This is a genomic window from Bradyrhizobium sp. NBAIM14, assembly GCF_020193895.1.
Lineage (GTDB): Bacteria > Pseudomonadota > Alphaproteobacteria > Rhizobiales > Xanthobacteraceae > Bradyrhizobium > Bradyrhizobium yuanmingense.
In genome coordinates this window covers 44,811-67,663 of sequence record NZ_JADYVQ010000026.1, presented here as the reverse complement: position 1 = coordinate 67,663, position 22,853 = coordinate 44,811, and the positions used below count along the sequence as shown (strand labels likewise).

Below are 22,853 nucleotides of genomic sequence, written 5' to 3'. Positions count from 1 at the left end.
GTGCCGGGCGGGCCGCAGGGGGAGGCGGAGGCGGTGGCGGCGCTGCCGGGCGCGGCGGTGCTGCGGCCGGCGGAGGAGCTGCAGGCGGCTGGGGCGGTGCAGCCGCCGGCGGCGGAGCCGCGGGGCGTGCGGGTGCTGCAGGCGGCGCCGCGCCTGGCGGTCCCTTCGGCGGCTGCTTCGGTCTTCCGTCAGGGCCCGCGTCCTGCGGCTGGGCCTGAGCGACGACGAACGGCGCAGCGTCTTGCGCATGCGATGCGGTGTTGGCCAATTGCATCGCGGTCAGAGCCGTCGTCGCAAGCAGCACGAAACGAAGGTTGGTCATGTGGTGAATTTCCCCGGAAGGTTCTTTGTCGAAGTGTCGGGATGAACGGCCAAGCGTTAGGCCGCATTGTGGCGGGCGATGCAACTGCGACCCGATTTATTTCTGCACGCAAATCATCTCACTATGGCAACGTTCATTGCGCATTCAGACGCTGGTGGCAATCGCCTGACATTGCTTCGCTGCTTCACGCGTGATCGCGCGGCGGAATCGCATCCGTCGCAGGATTGGGCGTGAGCGGCCCGTTCGGTCCGCGCGATGGGATCTCCTCAGGCATGCGGCCCGGCAATTCGTCGGGCCGCGGCGGCGAGCCGGGCTCGCGCACCGGCGGCGTGATTTCGGGCTGCGGATTGCCGGGCGGGATTCCGGGCGGCGGCTCAGTCGGCGTACCGGGCGTCGACGGCGGAATCTCGGGCGGTTCAATCGGCATCGGCATCATCGGGATCGTTGTCCAGAGAACAACAACGAAGGTGCAGCACCGATGTTCCGCGTCACATCGCTTCGAAGACCGGATTATTCCGGCGTGTGGCAGACCGCTTCGATGTTGTGGCCGTCGGGGTCGAGCACGAAGGCGCCGTAATAGTTCGCGTGATAATGCGGGCGGATGCCGGGCGGGCCGTTGTCGCGGCCGCCGGCCGCCATCGCCGCTTTGTAGAACGCATCGACTGTGGTGCGATCCTTGGCGTGGATGGCGACATGCACCGGCTTGTTCATCGCGCCCTCGCCCCCGATCCAGAAATCGGGCTTGCCGTCGGCACCGAAGCCTGCAGCCGCAGCGTGTCCGGTCTGCTCGGCCGTGACCTCCATGATCAGGCTGTAGCCGAGCGGCGCCAGTGCCTTCGCATAGAACGCCTTGGCGCGCTCATAGTCGGAGACGGAGAATCCCAGATGATCGATCATCGCAACCTCCCTTGTTCGTAACCCGTCAGCGAGACAAAAACGTATTGCTTCGTGTCTTGCGTGCGATCGTAAAGCCGCGCCCGACCATGTCGGCAATACAATCCTGCTGCCATTCGTTTTGTGACAGATGCTCGATCACCACCGCGCGCGGCCACAGCATTTGCGGCGCGTCGCGGAAGAAGCCGATCAGCACGCGGTCCTCAAAGCCCTCGACGTCGATCTTCAGCGAATCGACTTGGCCGACGCCGGCCTCCTCCAGAATGCGCACCAGGCGCAGCGACGGCACCTTGATGGCCTCGGCACTGGCCGTGCCGGTGACGACGTGGGTGGCGCCGAGGTTGCCGCCGCCGCTCTCGATCATCAGCTCGCCGTCGCTGTCGCCCGCGGCGGCCTGCACCAGGCGCACCTGCGGCGTCTTCGATGCGGCGTGGTTGAACGAGAGCCGTCCGAAGGTCAGCGGATGCGGCTCGATCGCGACCACTTTTCCGGATGGCCCGACCTGCCGCGCCATCACCAGCGCAAAGGTGCCGACATTGGCGCCGACATCGACGAACACGCCACCCACGGGGGTGTGCTGGCGCAGGAAGTCGAGCTCGTCCAGATTGTAGTCGGGATTGAACAGCGCGCCGCGCTCGGTCGCGCTGCCCTGGTGATGGAAGCGGAACGAGGCGCCCTGATATTGCACGTCGACCGGGCCGCTGCGCAGCAGGTTGACCAGCCGCGACATCCACGGCCGGAACGCGCCGCGCTTCAGTCCCGACCGTTGAGCGAGGCGGATGATCGCAGCCTGCGCCGCATTGGGCGCAAACGCACCGAACGGCGCGGGCGAAGGGGCATTGTCGGACGTCAAGCAGCAGATCCTCGTTGCAGGCGGCGCATGCATAACCGGTTTTGACGAGGACTCCAACGCTCGATCACAGTCCGGTAGCCCGGATGGAGCGCAGCGTAATCCGGGATTCTTGCCGCGCGGATGGACCTTCCCGGATTGCGCTACGCTCCATCCGGGCTACGGATCACGCCGCCTTCTTTGGCGCCTTGCGCTGCCGCAAGAACCGTCCGAGCAGCCGGCGCCGGCCCTTGCGCGGAATCAGGTCGATATCGCTGACGAGCTTGGCGCCGCCCTTGCGTCGCTCCAGCACGATCTTGCGGCTGTGGAAAGCCTCCAGCTCGGCGCGATGCGCGACGCTGACGATGGTCGCCTTCGGCAGCGCCTCGGTGATCATCTGCATCATCTTGTCCTGGCTCTTCTCGTCGAGCGCCGAGGTCGCCTCATCGAGCACGACGATGTCGGGGTTGTGCAGGAGCAGCCGCGCAAAGGCGAGGCGCTGCTTCTCGCCGCCCGACAAGGTCTGGTCCCACGGTGCCTCCTCCTCGATCTTCTCCTTGAGATGATCGAGGCCGACCTTGTGCAGGGCTGCGCCGATCTCGTCCAAAGTCCAGTGGTCGGCCGCGCCGGGATAGGCGACCGCCCGCCGCAAGGAGCCGGAGGGCACATAGGGCCGCTGCGGCAGCATGAACAGCCGGCGATCGGCATGGAAATTCACGCTGCCGCCGCCCCACGGCCACAGGCCGGCGATGGCGCGCACCAGCGTGCTCTTGCCGGTGCCGGATTCGCCGGCGACCAGCAGCCGCTCGCCGGGCTCGATCACCACCTCGGTCTCGCCGACCACGGCGGTGCCGTCGTCGAGCGTGACCGAGAGATCCTTCAGCTCCAGCATGGCCTCGTTGCTGGTCTCGCCGCGCTTGATGCGGCCGAGGCCGTCGCCCTGCTCGGCGCGCTCGAGGCCGTCGAGCGACATCATCAGCGAGGCGATGCGCCGCGCACAGGCATTCCAGTCGGCGAGCCGCGGATAATTGTCGACCAGCCAGCCGAACGCGCTCTGCACGATCGTGAAGGCGGACGCGGCCTGCATCACCTGGCCCAGCGTCATGCTGCCGTCGAGGAACTTTGGCGCGCAGAGCAGAAGCGGCACGACCGGCGCAACGAGGCTCGATCCTTGCGACACCAGCGTGGTGCGCATGTGCTGGCCGGCAAGGCGCGCCCATTGCCGCAGCACGCTCGTGAAGTTGCGATCGATGCCGTCGCGCTCCTCCTCCTCGCCGCCGAGCAGGGCGATGCTCTCGCCGTTCTCGCGCACGCGCGTCAGGGTGTAGCGGAACTCGGCTTCGGCCTGGTTCTTGCCCTCGGAGACCTGCACGAAGCGCCGGCCGATCACCACGATCGATCCGGATGCGATCGCGGCGTACAGCATCGCGGCGATCACGAGGAAGCCGGGAATGGTCACCGACGAACCGCCGAGCGTGACGGTAAGTGCCCCGCCGATGGTCCAGAGCACGACGATGAAGGTCGCGGCCGACAGCAGCGCCGAAGTCACGCCGGCGAGGAAGTCGACGGGGGAGTCGGTCGCAATCCGCAAATCCTCCGCGATCCGGTATTCGGGATTCTTGTGGTCGCCGCCGACAAGGTTGAGCTGATAGTAGCGCCCGTTCTTGAGCCACCGTGTCAGCACGCTCGCCGTCAGCCAGGCGCGCCAGCGTCGCTGGATGCCCATGCGCGCGAACACCTGCACGACTGCGAGCACGATGCTGCCGATCGCGAGCGGGAAGAACATTGCGGTGAGATGGAAGACGCTCGCCGCATCGCGCTTCTCGATGGCGTCGAAGATCGCGCGATTCCAGACATTGATGCCGTATTGGAAGCCGACGGTCAGCACGATCAGCAGGCCGAGACCAACCGAGAACGGCCAGGCGAGGCGGTCGCCGTTGCGGCCCCAGAAGCCGCGGGCGCTGATCCAGAACCGTGTCAGCAGATAATCCTTGCGGACCTGCTCGGCTGCCTCGGGTGACAGTTCGGGGTCGGGTTCGACCAGTTCGGGCGGCGGCGGTGTCACTTCGTCGCCGTTCTCGCCCTCGATATTGACGATGGGCGGCTTCTTGCCCTGTTCACGCGTCGCGGCCGGCTTGTACATGAACGGACAACGCCAAGGGAACTCGGCCGGTTCCCGCGAGGTTCCGGAGCCCCTATTCGGCGGCGCCGTCCCTGACGTGCCTGATCCGCGCCGCCCGATGCAGAACGCGCGACAATTCCTCGATCGAATAAGGCTTTTGCACGAGGTCGCAGCCGCCGGTACCCTCCTGCGACAGGGCCTGGCTGTAGCCGGTGGTCAGAACGACCGGCACGCCGAGTCCGCGCTCGCGGATCGCCTGCAGCAGATCGAGCCCGGTCATCCCGGGCATCACCACGTCCGAGAACACGACATCGAAGCGATCGGCGTCCACGACGAGCTCGGCGAGCGCGTCGGCCGCGTTGTCGACCAGCGTGATGCTGTAGCCGAGCTCGGTGAGCCCGTCGGCGGCGAAATTGGCCAGCTCGATATTGTCCTCGACCACCAGCACCGACATGCCGCTGCCGGCCACCGCCGGCGCCATGTTGGGCGCTTGGCGTTGCGGCAGCAGGCCCGGCGGCACGCGCGGCAGATAGAGCGAGAAGGTGCTGCCGTGCCCCACCTCGCTCGCCACGGTCACCTCGCCGCCGGACTGCCGGGCGAATCCGAACACCTGGGACAGGCCGAGGCCGGTGCCGCGGCCGACCTGCTTGGTGGTGAAGAACGGCTCGAAGATGCGCCCGAGCCGCGCGGCGGGAATGCCGACGCCGGTATCGCTGACGGTGACGCGGACGAAGCCGTGGTCCGGGCTGGCCGAAAGCTGCACCAGCGCGTCCGGAACGGTCGTCGTGGCCTCGACCTTGAAAACGATTCGCCCCTGGCCTTGCATGGCATCGCGCGCATTGGTCGCCATGTTGATCAGCGCCGTCTCGAACTGGCTGGCATCGGCATTGACGAGGCACGGTTCCGCCGGCAGTTGCATGACGATCTCGATCGCGGGGCCCAGTAGCGTGGCGAGCATGTCGTCCAGCGACTGCACCCGTGCGCCGACGTCGAACACCTCCGGCTTGAGGGTCTGGCGCCGCGCAAAGGCGAGCAATTGCGAAGTCAGCTTGGCCGCACGCGCCACCGAATCGGCAATGGCCGTGATGTAGCGTTGTCGCCGCTCCTCCGTCAGCTGCGGACGGTTCAAGAGATCGACCGAAGCACGGATCACCGTCAGGAGGTTGTTGAAGTCGTGCGCGACGCCGCCGGTGAGCTGGCCGAGCGCTTCCAGGCGCTGGCTGTGCTTGAGCGCCTCCTCGGCCTCGCGCCGCTTTGCAGCTTCGGCCTGAAGGTGCTGGGTACGCCGCAGAGCGAGCACCAGCAGCAGGAACAGCAGCGCGGTGGCGGGAATGCCGAACACCAGATGCTGGCCGATGGTGGCGAGCCAGCGTGCGCGGATCGCAGAGGTCTCCAATCCGGCGCTGACATAGATCGGATATTCGGCGACGCGCCGGTAGGCGATGCGCCGCTCGATACCGTCCGAGGGCCAGGCGACCGTGATGAGGCCGTGCACGGGCTGGGTCGCGATCTTCTGGCCCACCGGTCCGGTCGGATCGAGCCGAAGCTCGTGGTCGAGCCGGGGAAAATGCGCGAGCATTGCGCCGTCGGTGCGCCCCATCGCGAAGAAGTTGCCGGGATCGGTGCCGATCCTGGCATAGAAGCTTTCGAAATATTCCGGCAACACGGAGGCCTGGATCACGCCGATGAAGCGACCGTCGTCGGACTCGCGGCGGCGGCTGACGCCGAAGAATCGGGCGCCCTGATAGGGCGGTCGTGGCGTCAGCGCCGTGCCGATGAACGTGCCGATGCTCTGGTCCACATGGGAATAGAAGTAATCGCGGTCGGCAAAGCTCAGGTCCGGCGGCGGCGAGACGAGGCTGTTGACCAGCGCCTTTCCGTTCGCGTCGAAGATCCAGGCCGATTTGAGCTGCGGCAGCGAATCGGTCAGCCGCTTCAGCCGGCGATGCAGCGTCGGCTCGCGCTCGCGGATGATGCCGTCGGGCAGACCGCGCACGACCTCGTTGAGCTCGGCGAGGCTGCGGTCGATGGTCTCGAAGACCTTGAGCGCGTGCTCATGGGCGACATCGACCGTGCGCTCGATCTCGCGGTCGGCGGTATCGTTGGTCGATGTGTAGGAGATCGCGGCGGCGACGACGAACAGCCCAATCGGCAGCGCCAGGGATGCCGCCATCATCCACTGCAACAGCCTCAGCGAGTTGCGTTGCGCCCTCTGCACAGTCGCTCCGTCCCTGACGGGAGCTTAACTGAATCCCGCGCAAGGAAGGAAGCAGCTTGTGCTGGAACCGTTGGTTGCGAGCCGGAAATTTGCGCGTCGAGCGGGTCAGAGAAAAATTCTGCTCGAATTAACGGCAAATGCAGAACACCCCGGCCGGTTTAGCCGGGGCGGAAGGGGGACTTCGCCTCAGATCTGGCGTTCGACCATCTTGAGCTTGAGCTCGGCGATGGCTTCGGCCGGGTTGAGGCCCTTCGGGCAGGCCTTGGCGCAGTTCATGATGGTGTGGCAGCGATAGAGCCGGAACGGGTCCTCGAGATTGTCGAGCCGCTCGCCGGTGGCCTCGTCGCGCGAATCCGAGACCCAGCGGTTGGCCTGGAGCAGCGCGGCGGGGCCGAGATAGCGCTCGCTGTTCCACCAATAGCTCGGGCAGGAGGTCGAGCAGCAGGCGCAGAGGATGCACTCGTAGAGGCCGTCGAGCTTCTCGCGGTCCTCGTGGCTCTGGCGCCATTCCTTCTGCGGCGTCGGCGAGGTCGTCTTCAGCCAGGGCTCGACCGAGGCGTATTGCGCGTAGAAATTGGTGAGGTCGGGGACGAGGTCCTTCACCACCGGCTGATGCGGCAGCGGGTTGATCTTCACCGCGCCGTCCTTCACGTCGTGCATGGACTTGGTGCAGGCCAGCGTGTTCTGGCCGTCGATGTTCATCGCGCAGGAGCCGCAGACGCCTTCACGGCAGGAGCGGCGGAAGGTCAGCGACGGGTCGATGTGGTTCTTGATCCAGATCAGGCCGTCCAGCACCATCGGGCCGCAATCATTGGTGTCGATGTAATAGGTATCGACGCTTGGATTCTTGCCGTCGTCCGGATTCCAGCGATAGACCTTGAACTCGCGGAGCTCGGTCGCGCCCGGGGGCTTCGGCCAGGTCTTGCCGCCAGTGATCTTGGAGTTCTTCGGAAGTGCGAATTCAACCATTCGATTAAGGCCTTCGCTGTTCGATCAATACACGCGCGACGTTTAGTAAACGCGAGCTTTGGGCGGGATGTACTGCACGTCGTTGGTCATGGTGTAGTTGTGAACCGGGCGATACTCGATCCTGACCTTGCCGGCATCGTCCAGCCAGGCCAGCGTGTGCTTCATCCAGTTCTTGTCGTCGCGCTCGGAGAAGTCCTCGCGGGCATGGGCGCCGCGGCTCTCGGTGCGGTTGGCGGCCGAGTTCATCGTCACCACCGCCTGCGAGATCAGATTGTCGAACTCCAGCGTCTCGACGAGGTCCGAATTCCAGACCAGCGAGCGGTCGGAGACGGCGATGTCGGTGATGCCGCTGTGGACCTTCGCGATCAGGTTCTGGCCTTCGCTCAGCACTTCGCCGGTGCGGAACACGGCGCAATTGTTCTGCATCACGTGCTGCATGCCTTCGCGCAGCTTCGCGGTCGGCGTGCCGCCTGAGGCGTAGCGGTAATGGTCGAGGCGACCGAGCGCCATCTCGGCCGAGTTCGTCGGCAGCTCGGGCTGCTTGGCGTTGGGTGTGAGCTTTTCGGCCAGGCGCAACGCGGCGGCGCGGCCGAACACGACGAGGTCGATCAGCGAGTTGGAGCCGAGGCGGTTGGCGCCGTGCACGGAGACGCAGGCCGCTTCGCCGATCGCCATCAGGCCGGGGATCACCGCGTTGTCGTCGCCGTCCTTCTTGGTCAGCACCTCGCCGTGATAGTTCGTGGGGATGCCGCCCATGTTGTAATGCACGGTCGGCACGATCGGGATCGGCTCGCGCGTCACGTCGACATTGGCGAAGATCTTGGCCGATTCCGAGATGCCCGGCAGGCGTTCGGCGAGCACAGCGGGATCGAGATGGTCGAGATGCAGGAAGATGTGGTCCTTCTTCTTGCCGACGCCGCGTCCCTCGCGGATCTCGATGGTCATCGCGCGCGAGACCACGTCGCGCGAAGCGAGGTCCTTTGCCGACGGCGCATAGCGCTCCATGAACCGCTCGCCTTCGGCGTTGACGAGATAGCCGCCTTCGCCGCGCGCACCCTCGGTGACGAGACAGCCCGAGCCGTAGATGCCGGTCGGATGGAACTGCACGAACTCCATGTCCTGCATCGGCAGGCCGGCGCGCAGCACCATGCCGCCGCCATCGCCGGTGCAGGTGTGCGCCGAGGTGCAGGAGGCATAGGCGCGGCCATAGCCGCCGGTCGCCAGGATCGTGGTCTGGGCGCGGAAACGGTGCAGCGTGCCGTCGTCGAGCTTGAGCGCGATGACGCCGCGGCAGGTGCCCTGGTCGTCCATGATCAGGTCGATGGCGAAGAACTCGATGAAGAACTCGGCCGCGTGGCGCAGCGACTGGCCGTACATCGTGTGCAGCATGGCGTGGCCGGTGCGGTCGGCGGCGGCGCAGGTGCGCTGCGCCTGGGCCTTGCCGAACTCGGTGGTCATGCCGCCGAACGGACGCTGGTAGATCTTGCCGTCCTCGGTGCGCGAGAACGGCACGCCCCAATGCTCGAGCTCGTAGACCGCGTCGGGCGCGTTGCGCACCATGTATTCGATCGCGTCCTGGTCCCCGAGCCAGTCCGACCCCTTCACGGTGTCGTACATGTGCCAGCGCCAGTCGTCCTTGTGCATGTTGCCGAGCGAAGCGGAGATGCCGCCCTGCGCCGCGACCGTGTGCGAACGGGTCGGAAACACCTTGGTGATGCAGGCGGTGCGGAGGCCGGCCTCGCTGCAGCCGACGACGGCGCGCAGGCCGGCACCGCCGGCGCCGACCACGACGACGTCGTAGGTGTGGTCTTCGATCGGATAGGCTTTTCCGTTGGTGGCGGGAGCGCCGTTGCCCTTGCCATTGGTCTCAGCGGCCATGGGTTACACTCCGGAAGAAAGCTTCAGGATCGCGTAGGTCGAGGCGAGCGCCACGGCGACCGAGAAGAAATTGTTGAGCATGATCGCGGTGAGCTTGAGCTTCTCGTTATGGACGTAGTCCTCGATCACCACCTGCATGCCGATCTTCATGTGCCAGGCGCTGGCGAAGATGAAGAGGAGCAGGATCACCGCAACGGGAATGGAGCTCAGGGTCTGCGCCGCGTAGACCTGGTTGCGGCCGAGCAGCATCATGATGATGACCAGCGCCGGGATCATCAGCAGCGTCATGGCGACGCCGGTGATGCGCTGGCGCCAGAAATCGGACGTGCCGGAATGCGCGGCGCCGAGATTGCGGACGCGCCCGAGCGGGGTGCGCATCGAGGGACGCTTCGGAGAGCCGTGGGACTCGTCAAAGCTCATCGGCCGCCTCCGTTCGCATAAGCGATGATCCAGATCAGCACCGTCAGTGCGATGCCGCCGACCAGGGCGCCCCAGGTCAGCGCTTCGCGCTCGTTGGCCTTGAAGCCGTAGCCGAGATCCCAGACGAAATGCCGGATGCCGCTGAGCATGTGGTGCATCAGGGCCCAGGTGTAGCCGAACACAATCAGCCGGCCGATGATGCTGCTGGAGAAAGCCTGGACATGGGCATAGGCGGCCGGGCCGGAGGCCGCCGCAACCAGCCACCAGACCAGCAGCAGGGTTCCGACGTAAAGGGCGATACCGGTGGCGCGGTGCACGATGGATAGAGCCATCGTCAGCGTCCAGCGATAGGTTTGGATGTGCGGCGAAAGCGGTCGTTCGATCCGTGCGGTCATGGGCGGCTTTTGATGTTTGTTGCGGCCCAGCATGGGGCGCGCGGGGATCGCGAAAGGTGGGCTCTATTTACGGAGTCGATCTGGCCTGCGCAATCACCAAATCGACATAAACCGAACTGTGGTTCAGCTCTATGGCCTTGATGAACCAAGGCCAATCAGGGTCTTGGTATACCAGCCTATCGGTCCGCCAACGAGTATAGGAATCTAAATTCATTCTTTGGCGCGAGCGTACGGCGCATTGAAATCGCTATTGGAACGCCTCTAAGCCGCCTCGAGCCCGTGCGGCCGCAACGTGCGAGGGACGATGCCGAGGGAACCGTCCCGGCTGCGACCCCAGCGCGACGCTCGGCACCCGCACCGGTTCCCCCACTGCGGGCGGATATGCGCACCCTGCATTCCACCCCAGCCGGACCGTGCGACGTGTCAGGTGCTATCTGTTGGTCTCGGCAGCCGGCTTGCTTCGTCGCAAGAGCTCCTCGCAATGACGCCGACAGAGCGGAGCTCTCTCACTTCTTCGCGTAAATATCCTTGTACGTTTCGCGCAGCACGTTCTTCTGCACCTTGCCCATCGTATTGCGCGGTAGCTCGTCGACCACGAAGACCCGCTTCGGCATCTTGAATTTCGCGAGGCGCCCGTCGAGGCCCTTCAGCACGGCCGCTTCATCGATGCTCGCGCCGGGCTGGCGCACCAGCACCGCGGTGACGCCCTCGCCGAAATCGGTGTGCGGCACGCCGATCACGGCCGACTCCACCACGCCAGGCATGGCGTCGATCTCGCTCTCGATCTCCTTCGGGTAGACGTTGAAGCCGCCGGAGATCACGAGATCCTTGCCGCGTCCGAGGATGTGCACGTAACCCTTGGCGTCGATCTTGCCGAGATCGCCGGTGATGAAGAAGCCGTCGGGCCGGAATTCGGCCTTGGTCTTCTCCGGCATGCGCCAATAGCCCTTGAAGACGTTCGGCCCCTTCACCTCGATCATGCCGATTTCGTCGCGCGCCAGCTCTTTCCCTGTCTCGGGATCGGTCACGCGCACGGAGACGCCCGGCAGCGGAAAGCCGACCGCTCCGGGCACGCGCTCGCCGTCATACGGGTTCGACGTGTTCATGTTGGTCTCGGTCATGCCGTAGCGCTCGAGCACGGCATGACCCGTGCGCGCCGACCATTCGCGATGGGTGTCGGCGAGCAGCGGCGCCGAACCCGAGATGAACAGACGCATGTGCTTCGTCGTCTCGTGCGACAGCGCAGGGTTCTGCAGCAGGCGGGTGTAGAAGGTCGGCACGCCCATCAACACCGTGGCGCGCGCCATCAGCTTGATGATCAGGTCCGGATCGAGCTTCGGCAGGAAGATCATCGACGCCCGGGCGAACAGCGTCACGTTGGTCGCCACGAACAGGCCGTGGGTGTGGTAGATCGGCAGCGCGTGGATCAGGACGTCCTTGTCGGTGAAGCGCCAATAGTCGACGAGCGAGAGCGAGTTAGACGCGAGATTGTCATGCGTCAGCATCGCGCCCTTGGAGCGGCCGGTGGTGCCCGAGGTGTAGAGGATCGCGGCAAGATCGTCGCTTTCACGCGGCACCGTCGTGAATTCGCGGCTCGCTTTGTCGGCGGCCTCCGTCAGCGAGCCCTTGCCGTCAGCCCCGAGCGTCTCGACCTTCGCCCTCACCTTGCCTGCGATCGGCGCGAGCCCCTCCGCCTTGGCAGGATCGCAGACCACCAGCGACGGCTCGGCATCGCCGATGAAGTAGTCGAGCTCGTTCAGCGTATAGGCCGTGTTCAGCGGCAGATAGACCGCGCCGGCGCGCACCGTGCCGAGATACAGCACGATATTGGCGACCGACTTCTCCACCTGTACCGCGACGCGGTCGCCCGGCTTCACGCCGCGCGCGACCAGCACGTTCGCCATTTGGCCCGCGCGCGCGATCAGATCGCCATAGCTGATATGCGCGCCGTCATGCGTCTCGATCGCGAGCCGCTTCGGATCGGCGAGGCCATCGAACAGGCGGGAAAACAAATTGGCGTTGGCAGCTTGGTTCATGCAACATTCCTCACCGGCATAGGCCGGTCAAAACCGAGGGCTGGATTAGCAAAAACCGCCCCGATCAAGCAACGGAGACAGTTTGCATGTCAAAAAGTGGGAAACGCGTCGCCTGGGTCACGGGCGGTGGCAGCGGGATCGGGGAGGCCGGCGCGGAGGCGTTAGCTGCCGACGGCTGGACGGTGGTGGTGTCGGGACGCCGCAAGGATGCGCTGGATGCCGTGGTCGCGAAGATCACGAAAGCGGGCGGCGCGGCCGAGGCGATCGCGCTGGACGTGTCCAAGGCCGCCGAGGCGCAGAAGGCGGCGGATGATATCGTCGCCCGGCACGGCCGCATCGATCTGCTGGTGAACAACGCCGGCATCAATGTTCCCAAGCGCAGCTGGAAGGACATGGAGCTGGAGGGCTGGGACAGACTGGTCCAGGTCAATCTCAACGGCGTGCTCTATTGCATGCGCGCCGTGCTGCCGACGATGCGCAAGCAGCAGGACGGTTCCATCATCAACGTCTCGTCCTGGGCCGGCCGTCACGTCTCGAAGATGCCGGGCCCGGCCTACACCACCACCAAGCACGCGGTGCTGGCGCTGACCCATTCCTTCAACATGGACGAATGCGTCAACGGCCTGCGCGCCTGCTGCCTGATGCCGGGCGAGGTGGCGACGCCGATCCTGAAGCTGCGACCGGTGGTGCCGAGCGAAGCCGAGCAGGCGAAGATGCTGCAGCCCGAAGATCTCGGCCGTACCATCGCCTTCATCGCGAGCATGCCGGCGCGGGTCTGCATCAACGAAGTGCTGATCAGCCCGACGCATAATCGCGGGTTCATTCAGACGCCGAACAACAGGGATTGAGGCGAGGACACTGCCTCAACGGGTACGCCGTCGCAGGATGGGCAAAGGCGCGAAGCGCCGTGCCCACCATCTCTCTCCGCATTTGCATTTGGTGGGCACGCTTCGCTTTGCCCACCCTACTGCTTCGCTACGCTTGTCCGGGTGCTCTCGTTCGCACACGAACATCCCCGCCGATAGTTTCACCCATCACAAAGAATTTTTCCCCGAAACCGCACCTGAAACCCTCCCGTAGTTCGGTCCAACGACGGCACTGCTGCATCACCCTTAACTGTCGCAGGCGCCGTTGTTGCTCAACTCAACGCCGGCCAACGCCGGTCTCAATTCAATCGGGAGACTCTCTCATGTCGAAGCGCATTGCCTATCTCGCTGCCGCCGCCTTCAGCGCCCTGGCCCTCACCGCGACCATCGTCGCGCCCGCCAGTGCCGAGGAAAAGACCGTCATGGTCGGCGGCGCCGCGATGTACCCGTCCAAGAACATCGTCCAGAACGCGGTCAACTCCAAGGATCACACCACACTGGTGGCGGCGGTGAAGGCGGCCGGCCTGGTCCCGACGCTCGAAGGCAAGGGCCCGTTCACGGTGTTCGCGCCGACCAACGCCGCCTTCGGCAAGCTGCCGGCCGGCACCGTCGACAACCTGGTCAAGCCCGAGAACAAGGCAACGCTGACCAAGATCCTCACCTACCATGTCGTGCCCGGTAAGCTCGCGGCTTCCGACCTCACCGACGGCAAGAAGCTGAAGACCGCCGAAGGCGAGGAGCTGACGGTGAAGAAAATGGACGGCAAGGTCTGGATCGTCGACGCCAAGGGCGGCACCTCGATGGTGACGATCACCAACGTCAACCAGTCGAACGGCGTGATCCATGTGGTCGATACCGTGCTGATGCCGGCGACGTAACACCGCGCGATCCTGTTTCATCCCCGAACAGGACGTCCTCAGACCGCGAGCCGGGGATACCCGGCTCGCTCTTTTGTGACCACAATAGCCTCACGACATCGATTCGATGGCGAACGGGATGTAACGAAAGCCGAAACACCGGCGTATAATCGCTGTCACACGACCTCAGGATGGAACCCGCCATGGCGAGCCTCACAGTCACCGACGAGCAGGTCACGGCCACCAAGTCCAAAGTGATCCAGCCGGCCTGGGTGCGGGTCATGCATTGGATCAACGCGCTCGCCATGATCCTGATGATCCTGTCGGGCTGGCAGATCTACAACGCCTCGCCGCTGTTCGACTTCCGCTTTCCGCGCGAGTACACGCTGGGCGGCTGGCTCGGCGGCGGCCTGCTCTGGCATTTTGCGGCGATGTGGCTGCTGATGATCAACGGCCTCGCCTATCTCGTCACCGGCATCGCTACCGGCCGCTTCCGCAAGAAGCTGCTGCCGATCACGGCATCAGGCGTGCTCCACGACGTCAGGGCGGCGCTGACCTTCAAGCTCGGCCATGACGATCTCACCGTCTACAATTACGTGCAGCGGCTGCTCTATGCCGGCATCATCGTGGTCGGCGTGCTGATCGTGCTGTCGGGCCTTGCGATTTGGAAGCCCGTTCAGCTTTATTATCTCGTGATGCTGTTCGGCGATTATCCGGCCGCGCGCTATGTCCACTTCTTCTGCATGGCCGCGATCTGCGCGTTTCTGGTCGTCCACGTCTTGCTTGCGCTGCTCGTGCCGAAGAGTCTGCGCGCGATGATCATCGGTCGCTGAGGAGGAGAATATGGCGAAGCGCCCGTTCCTGATTCCCGGCGTCGACAAGCGGCTCCTGATCAAGGATTCCCTCAAGACGATGCCAGACGTCACCCGCCGCCGCTTCATTGCGGGCGGCGCCAGCCTGGGCGCACTGACGCTGCTCACCGGCTGCGACGTGATCGACTCGTCCTCGGCCGAGACCATGCTGGCGAAGGTCTCGAAGTTCAACGACGCGGTGCAGGCCTGGATGTTCAATCCCGACGCGCTGGCGCCGACCTTCCCCGAAAGCGCGATCACCAAGCCCTTCCCGTTCAACGCCTATTACGATCTCGACGACGCGCCCGATATCTCGGCCGCGGATTGGAAGCTCGAGGTGCGCGGCCTCGTCGACAACAAAAAGTCCTGGACGCTGGACGAGCTCTACAAGCTGCCCCAGGTCACGCAGATCACGCGCCATATCTGCGTCGAGGGCTGGAGCGCGATCGGCAGCTGGACCGGCACGCCCTTGCGCGATTTCCTCAAGCTGATCGGCGCCGACACGCGCGCGAATTATGTCTGGTTCCAGTGCGCCGACAAGGACGGCTACAATTCACCGCTCGACATGCGCAGCGCGCTGCATCCGCAGACCCAGATGACGTTCAAATACGCAAACGAGATCCTGCCGCGCGCTTACGGCTTCCCGATGAAGATCCGCGTGCCGACCAAGCTCGGCTTCAAGAACCCGAAATACGTGGTGTCGATGGAAGTCACCAACGATTACAAGGGCGGCTATTGGGAAGACCAGGGGTATAATTCGTTCAGCGGGAGCTAGCTCCGCTGTCGTAGGGTGGATTAGCCGAGCGGCTGCGCGAAGCGCAGTCGGTGGGCGTAATCCACCATACTTCCGCAGTTGCCGAGCGAAGTTGGTGGATTACGCTTCGCTAATCCACCCTACGGCACCGATTGCTTGGCCGGCCCCACCTTCCGCTGGCACAACGCCGCCACCGCGCCCAGCGCCAATAGCGCCGCCGACACATTCAGCGCGTAACTCAGGCTCCCCAGCGCATCGGTGATCGCGCCGACCACGATCGGCCCGAGCGTCTGGCCGACGCCGAACGAGATCGTCATCGCCGCGATCGCGGTCGGCCACACCTCTGGCGGATAGTTGAAGCGCACGAAGGCGGTGGTCGAGCCGACCACGGCGAAAAAGGCGACGCCGAACACGATCGCGGAGACTGCGAGCCAGGCCGGCGAATGCCCGAGCATCGGCAGCGCTGCGCCAGCTGCGTTGGTGCCGAGGATGATGGCGGTGGCGAGCCCGCCGCGGTCGAGCGCCAGCACGCCGCGCCAGGCCCAGGGCGTCACGAACGCGCTCAGACCGATCAACCCCCAGAACGCCGCCTGCGCCGCGGCCTCGCCGCCGCCGTCGCGCACATAGGCGATCATGAAGGTCATGTAGGCGATGTAGCCGGCGCCGAACAGGAAATAGCCGGCCAGATAAATCAGCACCGGCAGGATCGCGAACGAGGCATTACCGCCTTCGGAGAAGCGCGCGCCGCTCTCGATGCGGATCAGGAACAGCGGGATCGTCATCGCGACCGACAGCAGCGTCAGCGCCCACCACACGATCCACCACGAGCCCGGCCCGAAATATTGCAGCGTGAACGGGGCGATCAGCCCCGAGGACAGAATGCCGATGCCGGGTCCGGCATAGAACAGGCTGAGCAGAAAGTTGGCCCGTTCGGGCCGCGACTGGGCGATGGTGGCGGCGAGCGCGCCGCCGGCGACGAAGCCGGCCGCCGCGCCCAGGCCCAGCACCAGGCGCGCCAGGCTCAGCGCGACGAAATCCCCCGTCAGAGCGCAGGTGGCGAGCGCTGCGACGCAGGCAATTGTTCCGCCGCGGATCGCGGCGGCCCAGCCGACGCGCCGGATCAGGCGGGACGCCACCAGCGCGCCCACGAGATAGCCGACGGCGTTGATCGTGTTCATGAAACCGGCCGCCGAGTAGGACCAGCCGAGGTCCTCCCGCATGTCCGGCAGCACCAGCGCATAGGCAAAGCGGCCGATGCCGAGCCCGACGGTGGCTGCCAGCGACAGGGTCAGGATCAGCCGCGCGGGGTGTGCGTCGGGCAGGGGGCGATCAGGTGCGTGCAAGGGGTACTCCGGCCCGTCCAGTGTGGCAGGCCCCGCCGGCCTTGCACAGCCGCAGCGTGGCAATGGTGTCTTGCCAAGCGCGCAACGCCGCTCTAGCACTCCGGCGCCGTCATTCCGGGGCGCGCGAAGCGCGAGCCCGGAATCCATAACCCCGGCTGGTGGCTATGGATTCCGGGCCCGCGCTAAGAGGCGCGTCCCGGAATGACGAGAGAGGATCGAAAAGGACACGACCATGGCGACCCACAAACTGCTGCTGCTTCCCGGCGACGGTATCGGCCCCGAGGTGATGGGCGAGGTGAAGCGGCTGATCGACTGGCTCAATTCGGCCGGGATCGCCAAGTTCGAGACCGACACCGGCCTCGTCGGCGGCTCCGCCTATGACGCGCACAAGGTGTCGATCTCCGAAGGCGACATGGCCAAGGCCAAGGACGCCGACGCCGTGATCTTCGGCGCGGTCGGCGGTCCGAAGTGGGATGCCGTGCCTTACGAGGTGCGCCCGGAAGCCGGCCTCTTGCGCCTGCGCAAGGATCTCGCGCTGTTCGCCAACCTCCGTCCCGCCGTGTGCTATCCGGCGCTGGCGGATGCTTCCAGCCTGAAGCGCGAGGCGGTCGAGGGCCTCGACATCGTCATCGTGCGTGAGCTCACCGGCGGCGTCTATTTCGGCGAGCCCAAGACCATCACCGATCTCGGCAACGGCCAGAAGCGCGCCATCGATACCCAGGTCTACGATACCTATGAGATCGAGCGCATCGGCCGCGTCGCCTTCGAGCTTGCCCGGAAGCGCAAGAACAAGGTGACGTCGATGGAGAAGCGCAACGTCATGAAATCGGGCGTGCTCTGGAACGAGGTCATGACTCAGGTCCACAAGCGCGAATACCCCGATGTCACGCTCGAGCATCAGCTCGCCGATTCCGGCGGCATGATGCTGGTGAAATGGCCGAAGCAGTTCGACGTCATCGTGACGGACAATCTGTTCGGCGACATGCTCTCCGACATCGCGGCGATGCTCACCGGCTCGCTCGGCATGCTGCCCTCGGCCTCGCTCGGCGAGGTCGACGTCAAGACCAAGAAGCGCAAGGCGCTGTACGAGCCCGTGCACGGCTCGGCCCCCGATATCGCCGGCAAGGGCCTCGCCAATCCCATCGCGATGATCTCGTCCTTCGGCATGGCGTTGCGCTATTCTTTCGACATGGGCGATCTCGCCGACAAGGTCGACCAGGCCATCGCTGCCGTGCTGGCCAGCGGCCTGCGCACCGCCGACATCAAGTCGGAAGGCACCACGGCCGCTTCCACCACGCAGATGGGCGAAGCGATCCTGAAGGAATTGCAGAAGCTGCACGCGTAAGGCGGGAAGAATCGTAGCCTGGATGGAGCGAAGCGAAATCCGGGTTCTCACCCCGTGGACAGACCTTCCCGGATTGCGCTTCGCTCCATCCGGGCTACGGCCTCATTGGAAACCGCCTCATGGATACACCCCGCCCCAAGATCGCGGAAACCGTCATCCATGAGACGGTGCGCCTGCGCGAGGCGCAGGTCGGGCGGCGCTGCGAAGTGCTCGCGGGCACGCGCATCGAATATGCTTCGCTCGGCGACTACTCCTATCTCGGCGAGAATTGCGACGTCGCCGACGCAGTGATCGGCAAGTTCACGGCGATCGCCAACTCGGTGCGGATCGGTGCGCCAAACCACCCGATGGGCCGTCCCTCGCAGCACCGCTTCACCTACGTCCCCGAATATTACGAGGCGGGCGCGACGCGCGACCGCGACTTCTTCGCAGGTAGGCGCGGCGACCGGGTGATCGTCGGCAACGACGTCTGGATCGGCCACGCCGCCATCCTGCTGCCGGGCGTGAGCGTCGGCGATGGCGCAGTGATCGCCGCAGGCGCCGTCGTTAGCCGCGATGTCGAGCCGTACACCATCGTCGGTGGCGTTCCCGCCCGTCCCATCCGCAAGCGCTTTGACGATACCGTTTCCGCAAGCCTGCGCCGCATCGCCTGGTGGGATTGGCCGGATGCGCTGATCTTCGAACGCCTCAGTGATTTCCGCTCCGAGGCCATCGAAGAATTTTGCCGGCGCTACGATCCGGCAGCCAATGCGTAAGACGGACGCATCTCGCGAAAAACAAAAATGGCCGGGCGTGAGCACCGGCCATTTTGATTCGGTCGTGACGCCCGCCTCAGTACAGCGGGAAGTTCTGCGGATAGCCGCCGACATCCTGCGGCGGGGAGAGCGGCTGGCGGTCGATCGGCCGGTTGAGGTTCTCGCGGGCGAAGGACGGATAGCCCACGGCCGGGGGGAAGGCGTAGTCGGTGAACTTGCGGTCGCCCGGATTGACCTCGGTGCCGCCATCGAGCCAGGAGCGCTTGCTCACATAGAGGCGGGTGCGGCCCTGTTGATAGACCGTGTTGGGGCCGCTCGGGCCGTAATAGGGCCGGCCGCGGTCGTCATAGCGCTGCTTGGTCCTGGTGTCGGCGGAAGCCGGGGTCGCGAACGCAACGGCCATTGCGGCGCCCGCCGCAAGCAATGTCGCCAATTTGTTCGCGGCAGAAAATTTCAAGCTCATCACGTCCCCTTCAGGCGGCAGGCCGCCAGTCGATTTCACCCCATACTAGCCCGGCCGGGGCGGACGCAACTAGGTCAATTGGGTCACACCAGCTCGGAATAATCGTGCGCGCCGGCAAAAGTTGCATGCAAACCAGCTACTTGAGCTTGATGCAGAATCCTTGATGCAAGTCAAAGCGCTCCGCGCAATTGCGCGTTCGCTGCGCCCAGCAGCCAGTCCGGCGAGCCCTGAGGGTCACAGCCGCGGCGCCTGAGCTCGGCAAGGGCGAACAATTCCGCCAGCCTCGGCTCGTTGCCCGAGGCCAGCAGCGTCAGCCGCTTCAGCGTGCAGGCGATCGCCGCGCGGCGGGCGGGCAAGCTGTCGCCCTGGCAGGAGAAGCCGGAGATCTGCAAGGCGGGCTCCTCGTAGCGCTTGAGATAGCCGAGGCAGGCCCGCGTCCCCTCTGTCGCGCCGACCGGCCGGAACAGGGCGACGGGGCCGAATTTGCTGTCGATCAGGCCGGCCTGCTCGAGCGGGGCATCTGCACCCAAACCCATCCGGGCGGCCAAGCCCGCGGCCGCCGGCCGTGTCACGTCGAATTCGGCGCCTTGGCGGTAGATTTCGAGTTCGGCCACCGGCTTGTCCGCCATATTGGTCCAGCGCAGCACGTCCCTGCGGCCGCCCTCGGGATGCCTAAAGATGACGTAAGAGGCTGTTTTTTCTGATGAATCGATCCGGCTGACGGCGAAGGCCGGATGCGAGCGGTCGGCGATGCTCCAGCCCGGTCTGTCCGCCGGACCATCGCCACGCAGGTTAGGCAGCTGTCCCAGGCCTGCGAGGGCGAGGATGGCAAACAGGGCGAGCGCCCCCACATAGGCGACCAGATGCGCGAGCGTGCCGACGACCTCGTCGGCCAAGGCCAAGAGCGTCAGCTGGATCTGGGTAGGGCTAACGGCCGTGCTGGCCTCAGGCGACTGCATCCACGTCCCTAAGGCATGGTCTTAACGTTGTCTTGAGTCCGGTTCTCGCATAGAAGCGCTGCTCTTCCTGTTTAAGCATCAGCTTCGGGAACGGGCTTTTTCATCGGAGAGTGAACGATGGGTTACAAAGTCGCAGTCGTCGGCGCGACCGGCAATGTCGGTCGGGAAATGCTCAACATCCTGGATGAGCGCAAATTCCCCGCGGACGAGGTCGTGGCCCTGGCGTCGCGCCGCAGCGTCGGTGTCGAAGTCTCCTATGGCGACCGCACCCTGAAGGTCAAAGCGCTCGAGCATTACGACTTCTCCGACGTCGACATCTGCCTGATGTCGGCGGGTGGGTCGGTGTCGAAGGAATGGTCGCCGAAGATCGGCGCCGCCGGCGCTGTGGTGATCGACAATTCCTCCGCTTGGCGCATGGATCCGGACGTGCCGCTGATCGTGCCCGAGGTGAATGCGGCCGCGACCGAAGGCTTCAAGAAGAAGAACATCATCGCCAACCCGAACTGCTCGACCGCACAGCTCGTGGTGGCGCTCAAGCCGCTGCACGAGAAGGCGACGATCAAGCGCGTCGTGGTCTCGACCTATCAGTCGGTGTCGGGCGCCGGCAAGGACGCAATGGACGAATTGTTCTCGCAGACCAAGGCCGTCTACACCAACGACGAGCTGGTCGCGAAGAAATTCCCCAAGCGCATCGCCTTCAACGTCATCCCCCACATCGACGTCTTCATGGAGGACGGCTACACCAAGGAAGAGTGGAAGATGATGGCGGAGACCAAGAAGATCCTGGATCCCAAGATCAAGCTGTCCGCCACCTGCGTGCGCGTGCCTGTGTTCGTCGGCCATTCCGAGGCCGTCAACATCGAGTTCGAGAATCCGATCACCGCCGATGAAGCGCGCAACATCCTGCGCGTGGCGCCCGGCTGTCTCGTCATCGACAAGCAGGAGCCCGGCGGCTACGCCACGCCCTATGAAGCGGCCGGCGAGGACGCGACTTACATCAGCCGCATCCGCGAGGACGCGACCGTGGAGAACGGTCTCGTGCTCTGGTGCGTGTCGGACAATCTGCGTAAAGGCGCCGCCCTCAACGCGATTCAGATCGCGGAAGTGCTGATCAACCGCAAGCTGATAACCGCCAAGCAGAAGGCGGCGTAAGGGGCTTACATCGGCCGGACTTCGACCACATCAGGCACGAAGTGCTTGAGCAGGTTCTGGATGCCGTGCTGGAGCGTCGCCGTCGATGACGGGCAGCCGGAGCAGGCGCCCTTCATGTTGAGATAGACGATACCGTCCTTGAAGCCGCGGAAGGTGATGTCGCCGCCGTCATTGGCGACGGCCGGCCGCACCCGGGTCTCGATCAAGTCCTTGATCATGTCAACGGTCTCGGCGTCGGCCTCGTCGAAGAACTCGTCCTCGTCGTCGAGATCGGCCTCGCTTGTGGCCGTGCCGTCGGCCAGCAGCGGCGCGCCCGACATGTAGTGCTCCATGATGGCACCTAGGATCGCCGGCTTGAGCTGCTGCCATTCACCGCTCGCCTTCGTCACGGTGATGAAGTCCGATCCGTAGAACACGCCGGTGACGCCGGGCACCTCGAACAGCTTCTCAGCGAGCGGGGAGCGCGCCGCCGATTCGCGGCTCGAAAATTCCATCGGGCTGCCGTCGACCACGACGCGGCCGGGAATGAACTTCAGCGTGGCGGGATTGGGGGTGGCTTCGGTTTGAATGAACATGGTTTTCTCCAGACGTCGCCGGTTCAAGGCCGGCGCGTGCTCTATCCCCTAGCAGATGGCGACGGCTAACGCACGGTCAAGGGGAGGCGGGATATTAGCTCATAAAAATCAGTGGGTTGGCCTTACCCTCCCCTGGAGGGGTCCGGGACGAGCGTAGCTCGCCCGTGGTCGATCGCGCGCAGCGCGAGCGGGGTGGGGTGATCTCTCCACTCGGGCAGTGTCGGATGTGGAGAGACCGTCACCCCACCCCGTCTCATGCCTCGCTTCGCTCAACATGAGCCGACCCTCCCCTCCAGGGGAGGATAAGATGCATCGTCGCTAGGACAGCGAATCCACGCTCTCATCGCTCAGGGCACCCGAGATGATCGTCACCGGCACCGGGAATGTGCCGAGCGCATGCGCGAGCAGCGAGACCAGAGGCCCGGGCCCTTCCGCGCCAGGATTGGCGGCGAGCACCAGCATGGCGATATCAGGATCCTCGTCGATCACTGCGAGCAGCTGTTCCATCGCGCTGCCTTCGCGAATGACGCGCTCCGGCGTGATGGCGGCGATGCCGTTGGCGCGCCCGGCGGCGCGGTCGAGCGCGGCTTCGGCGGCTTCCTGTGCCTCGGCGCGCATGATGTCGGCGACCCCCAGCCATTCCTGGCTCTGCTGCTCAGGCTCGATGATGCGCAGCATCACCACGCCGCCGCCGGCGCGAATCGCCCAGCGGCTGGCGTAATAGACGGCGCGATCCCATTCGGCGCTGTCGTCGACGATGACGAGGCATTTGGGCTTGTGACCCGGCTCGTAGCAAAGTCGCTTGCTGGTCATGCATGTCCCGGATTGTGCACGGGGAGCATGCTGCCAC

The 22,853-nt window shown here is 65.1% G+C and carries 22 protein-coding genes and 1 pseudogene; 7 read left to right on the top strand and 16 right to left on the bottom strand.

Annotation, left to right across the window (positions count from 1 at the left end; translation table 11 throughout):
- From I6F28_RS34175 to I6F28_RS34125, 11 genes and pseudogenes are all read right to left on the bottom strand, one after another.
- Positions 1-322, bottom strand: a pseudogene (locus I6F28_RS34175) (OmpA family protein); the annotation flags it as partial.
- A gap of 184 nt (positions 323-506) precedes the next feature.
- Positions 507-749, bottom strand: coding sequence for a hypothetical protein (locus I6F28_RS34170; protein ID WP_036002774.1), 243 nt, complete (start codon positions 747-749; stop codon positions 507-509).
- 83 nt (positions 750-832) lie between these two features.
- Positions 833-1,219: a VOC family protein gene (locus tag I6F28_RS34165; RefSeq protein ID WP_225114866.1), complete on the bottom strand. Its 387-nt coding sequence runs from the start codon at positions 1,217-1,219 to the stop codon at positions 833-835.
- Positions 1,220-1,244: 25 nt separating this feature from the next.
- Positions 1,245-2,069, bottom strand: coding sequence for an FkbM family methyltransferase (locus tag I6F28_RS34160; protein ID WP_225143287.1), 825 nt, complete (start codon positions 2,067-2,069; stop codon positions 1,245-1,247).
- A 163-nt stretch (positions 2,070-2,232) separates the two neighbouring features.
- Positions 2,233-4,188, bottom strand: a complete 1,956-nt coding sequence (locus I6F28_RS34155; RefSeq protein WP_036024165.1) for an ABC transporter ATP-binding protein/permease — start codon at positions 4,186-4,188, stop codon at positions 2,233-2,235.
- A 52-nt stretch (positions 4,189-4,240) separates the two neighbouring features.
- Positions 4,241-6,385, bottom strand: coding sequence for a hybrid sensor histidine kinase/response regulator family protein (locus I6F28_RS34150; RefSeq protein WP_225143286.1), 2,145 nt, complete (start codon positions 6,383-6,385; stop codon positions 4,241-4,243).
- A 186-nt stretch (positions 6,386-6,571) separates the two neighbouring features.
- Positions 6,572-7,354, bottom strand: a complete 783-nt coding sequence (gene sdhB / locus I6F28_RS34145) for a succinate dehydrogenase iron-sulfur subunit (RefSeq protein WP_036002750.1) — start codon at positions 7,352-7,354, stop codon at positions 6,572-6,574.
- A gap of 42 nt (positions 7,355-7,396) precedes the next feature.
- The gene (sdhA, locus tag I6F28_RS34140) at positions 7,397-9,232 is read right to left on the bottom strand and encodes a succinate dehydrogenase flavoprotein subunit (RefSeq protein ID WP_036002747.1); all 1,836 of its coding nucleotides are present in this window, start codon (positions 9,230-9,232) and stop codon (positions 7,397-7,399) included.
- A gap of 3 nt (positions 9,233-9,235) precedes the next feature.
- On the bottom strand, positions 9,236-9,652 hold the full coding sequence (sdhD, locus tag I6F28_RS34135) for a succinate dehydrogenase, hydrophobic membrane anchor protein (RefSeq protein WP_036002745.1): 417 nt from the start codon (positions 9,650-9,652) through the stop codon (positions 9,236-9,238).
- A complete protein-coding gene (gene sdhC / locus I6F28_RS34130; protein WP_036024159.1) occupies positions 9,649-10,047 on the bottom strand; it encodes a succinate dehydrogenase, cytochrome b556 subunit in 399 nt (132 codons plus the stop codon). The genes sdhD and sdhC overlap by 4 nt, the downstream gene beginning before the upstream one ends.
- 506 nt (positions 10,048-10,553) lie before the next feature.
- Complete coding sequence (locus I6F28_RS34125) at positions 10,554-12,083, bottom strand: malonate--CoA ligase (protein ID WP_225143285.1); 1,530 nt, start codon at positions 12,081-12,083, stop codon at positions 10,554-10,556.
- A gap of 86 nt (positions 12,084-12,169) precedes the next feature.
- On the opposite strand from I6F28_RS34125, the gene I6F28_RS34120 reads away from it, so the two are divergent.
- From I6F28_RS34120 to I6F28_RS34105, 4 genes are all read left to right on the top strand, one after another.
- On the top strand, positions 12,170-12,931 hold the full coding sequence (locus I6F28_RS34120) for an SDR family oxidoreductase (RefSeq protein WP_225130238.1): 762 nt from the start codon (positions 12,170-12,172) through the stop codon (positions 12,929-12,931).
- Positions 12,932-13,272: 341 nt separating this feature from the next.
- Complete coding sequence (locus tag I6F28_RS34115) at positions 13,273-13,827, top strand: fasciclin domain-containing protein (RefSeq protein ID WP_225143283.1); 555 nt, start codon at positions 13,273-13,275, stop codon at positions 13,825-13,827.
- 182 nt (positions 13,828-14,009) lie between these two features.
- On the top strand, positions 14,010-14,639 hold the full coding sequence (locus tag I6F28_RS34110) for a cytochrome b/b6 domain-containing protein (RefSeq protein WP_036002769.1): 630 nt from the start codon (positions 14,010-14,012) through the stop codon (positions 14,637-14,639).
- 10 nt (positions 14,640-14,649) lie between these two features.
- The gene (locus tag I6F28_RS34105; protein WP_036024153.1) at positions 14,650-15,432 is read left to right on the top strand and encodes a molybdopterin-binding protein; all 783 of its coding nucleotides are present in this window, start codon (positions 14,650-14,652) and stop codon (positions 15,430-15,432) included.
- Positions 15,433-15,551: 119 nt separating this feature from the next.
- Here the strand turns inward: I6F28_RS34105 and I6F28_RS34100 are convergent, their stop codons facing one another.
- Positions 15,552-16,754 carry a YbfB/YjiJ family MFS transporter gene (locus I6F28_RS34100; protein WP_225143281.1) on the bottom strand — a complete coding sequence of 401 codons (1,203 nt, stop codon included), beginning with the start codon at positions 16,752-16,754 and terminating at the stop codon, positions 15,552-15,554.
- 232 nt (positions 16,755-16,986) lie between these two features.
- On the opposite strand from I6F28_RS34100, the gene leuB reads away from it, so the two are divergent.
- Positions 16,987-18,099 carry a 3-isopropylmalate dehydrogenase gene (gene leuB / locus I6F28_RS34095; protein WP_036002726.1) on the top strand — a complete coding sequence of 371 codons (1,113 nt, stop codon included), beginning with the start codon at positions 16,987-16,989 and terminating at the stop codon, positions 18,097-18,099.
- A 119-nt stretch (positions 18,100-18,218) separates the two neighbouring features.
- Positions 18,219-18,854: a DapH/DapD/GlmU-related protein gene (locus I6F28_RS34090; RefSeq protein WP_036002723.1), complete on the top strand. Its 636-nt coding sequence runs from the start codon at positions 18,219-18,221 to the stop codon at positions 18,852-18,854.
- Between the two features lie 76 nt (positions 18,855-18,930).
- Here I6F28_RS34090 and I6F28_RS34085 read toward each other — a convergent pair whose 3' ends face one another.
- Entirely contained in the window at positions 18,931-19,317 is a 387-nt protein-coding gene (locus tag I6F28_RS34085) for a hypothetical protein (RefSeq protein WP_036024148.1), read from the bottom strand.
- Positions 19,318-19,487: 170 nt separating this feature from the next.
- Positions 19,488-20,276, bottom strand: a complete 789-nt coding sequence (locus I6F28_RS34080) for a hypothetical protein (RefSeq protein ID WP_225143279.1) — start codon at positions 20,274-20,276, stop codon at positions 19,488-19,490.
- A 117-nt stretch (positions 20,277-20,393) separates the two neighbouring features.
- Between I6F28_RS34080 and I6F28_RS34075 the strand changes: the two genes are divergently transcribed.
- Entirely contained in the window at positions 20,394-21,428 is a 1,035-nt protein-coding gene (locus I6F28_RS34075) for an aspartate-semialdehyde dehydrogenase (protein WP_036002717.1), read from the top strand.
- A gap of 5 nt (positions 21,429-21,433) precedes the next feature.
- On the opposite strand, the gene I6F28_RS34070 is transcribed toward I6F28_RS34075, so the two are convergent.
- Together I6F28_RS34070 and I6F28_RS34065 are read right to left on the bottom strand one after the other, a co-directional pair.
- Positions 21,434-22,003, bottom strand: a complete 570-nt coding sequence (locus I6F28_RS34070; RefSeq protein WP_036038709.1) for a NifU family protein — start codon at positions 22,001-22,003, stop codon at positions 21,434-21,436.
- Positions 22,004-22,321: 318 nt separating this feature from the next.
- Complete coding sequence (locus I6F28_RS34065; protein WP_036002710.1) at positions 22,322-22,816, bottom strand: universal stress protein; 495 nt, start codon at positions 22,814-22,816, stop codon at positions 22,322-22,324.
- Positions 22,817-22,853: the final 37 nt, after the last annotated feature.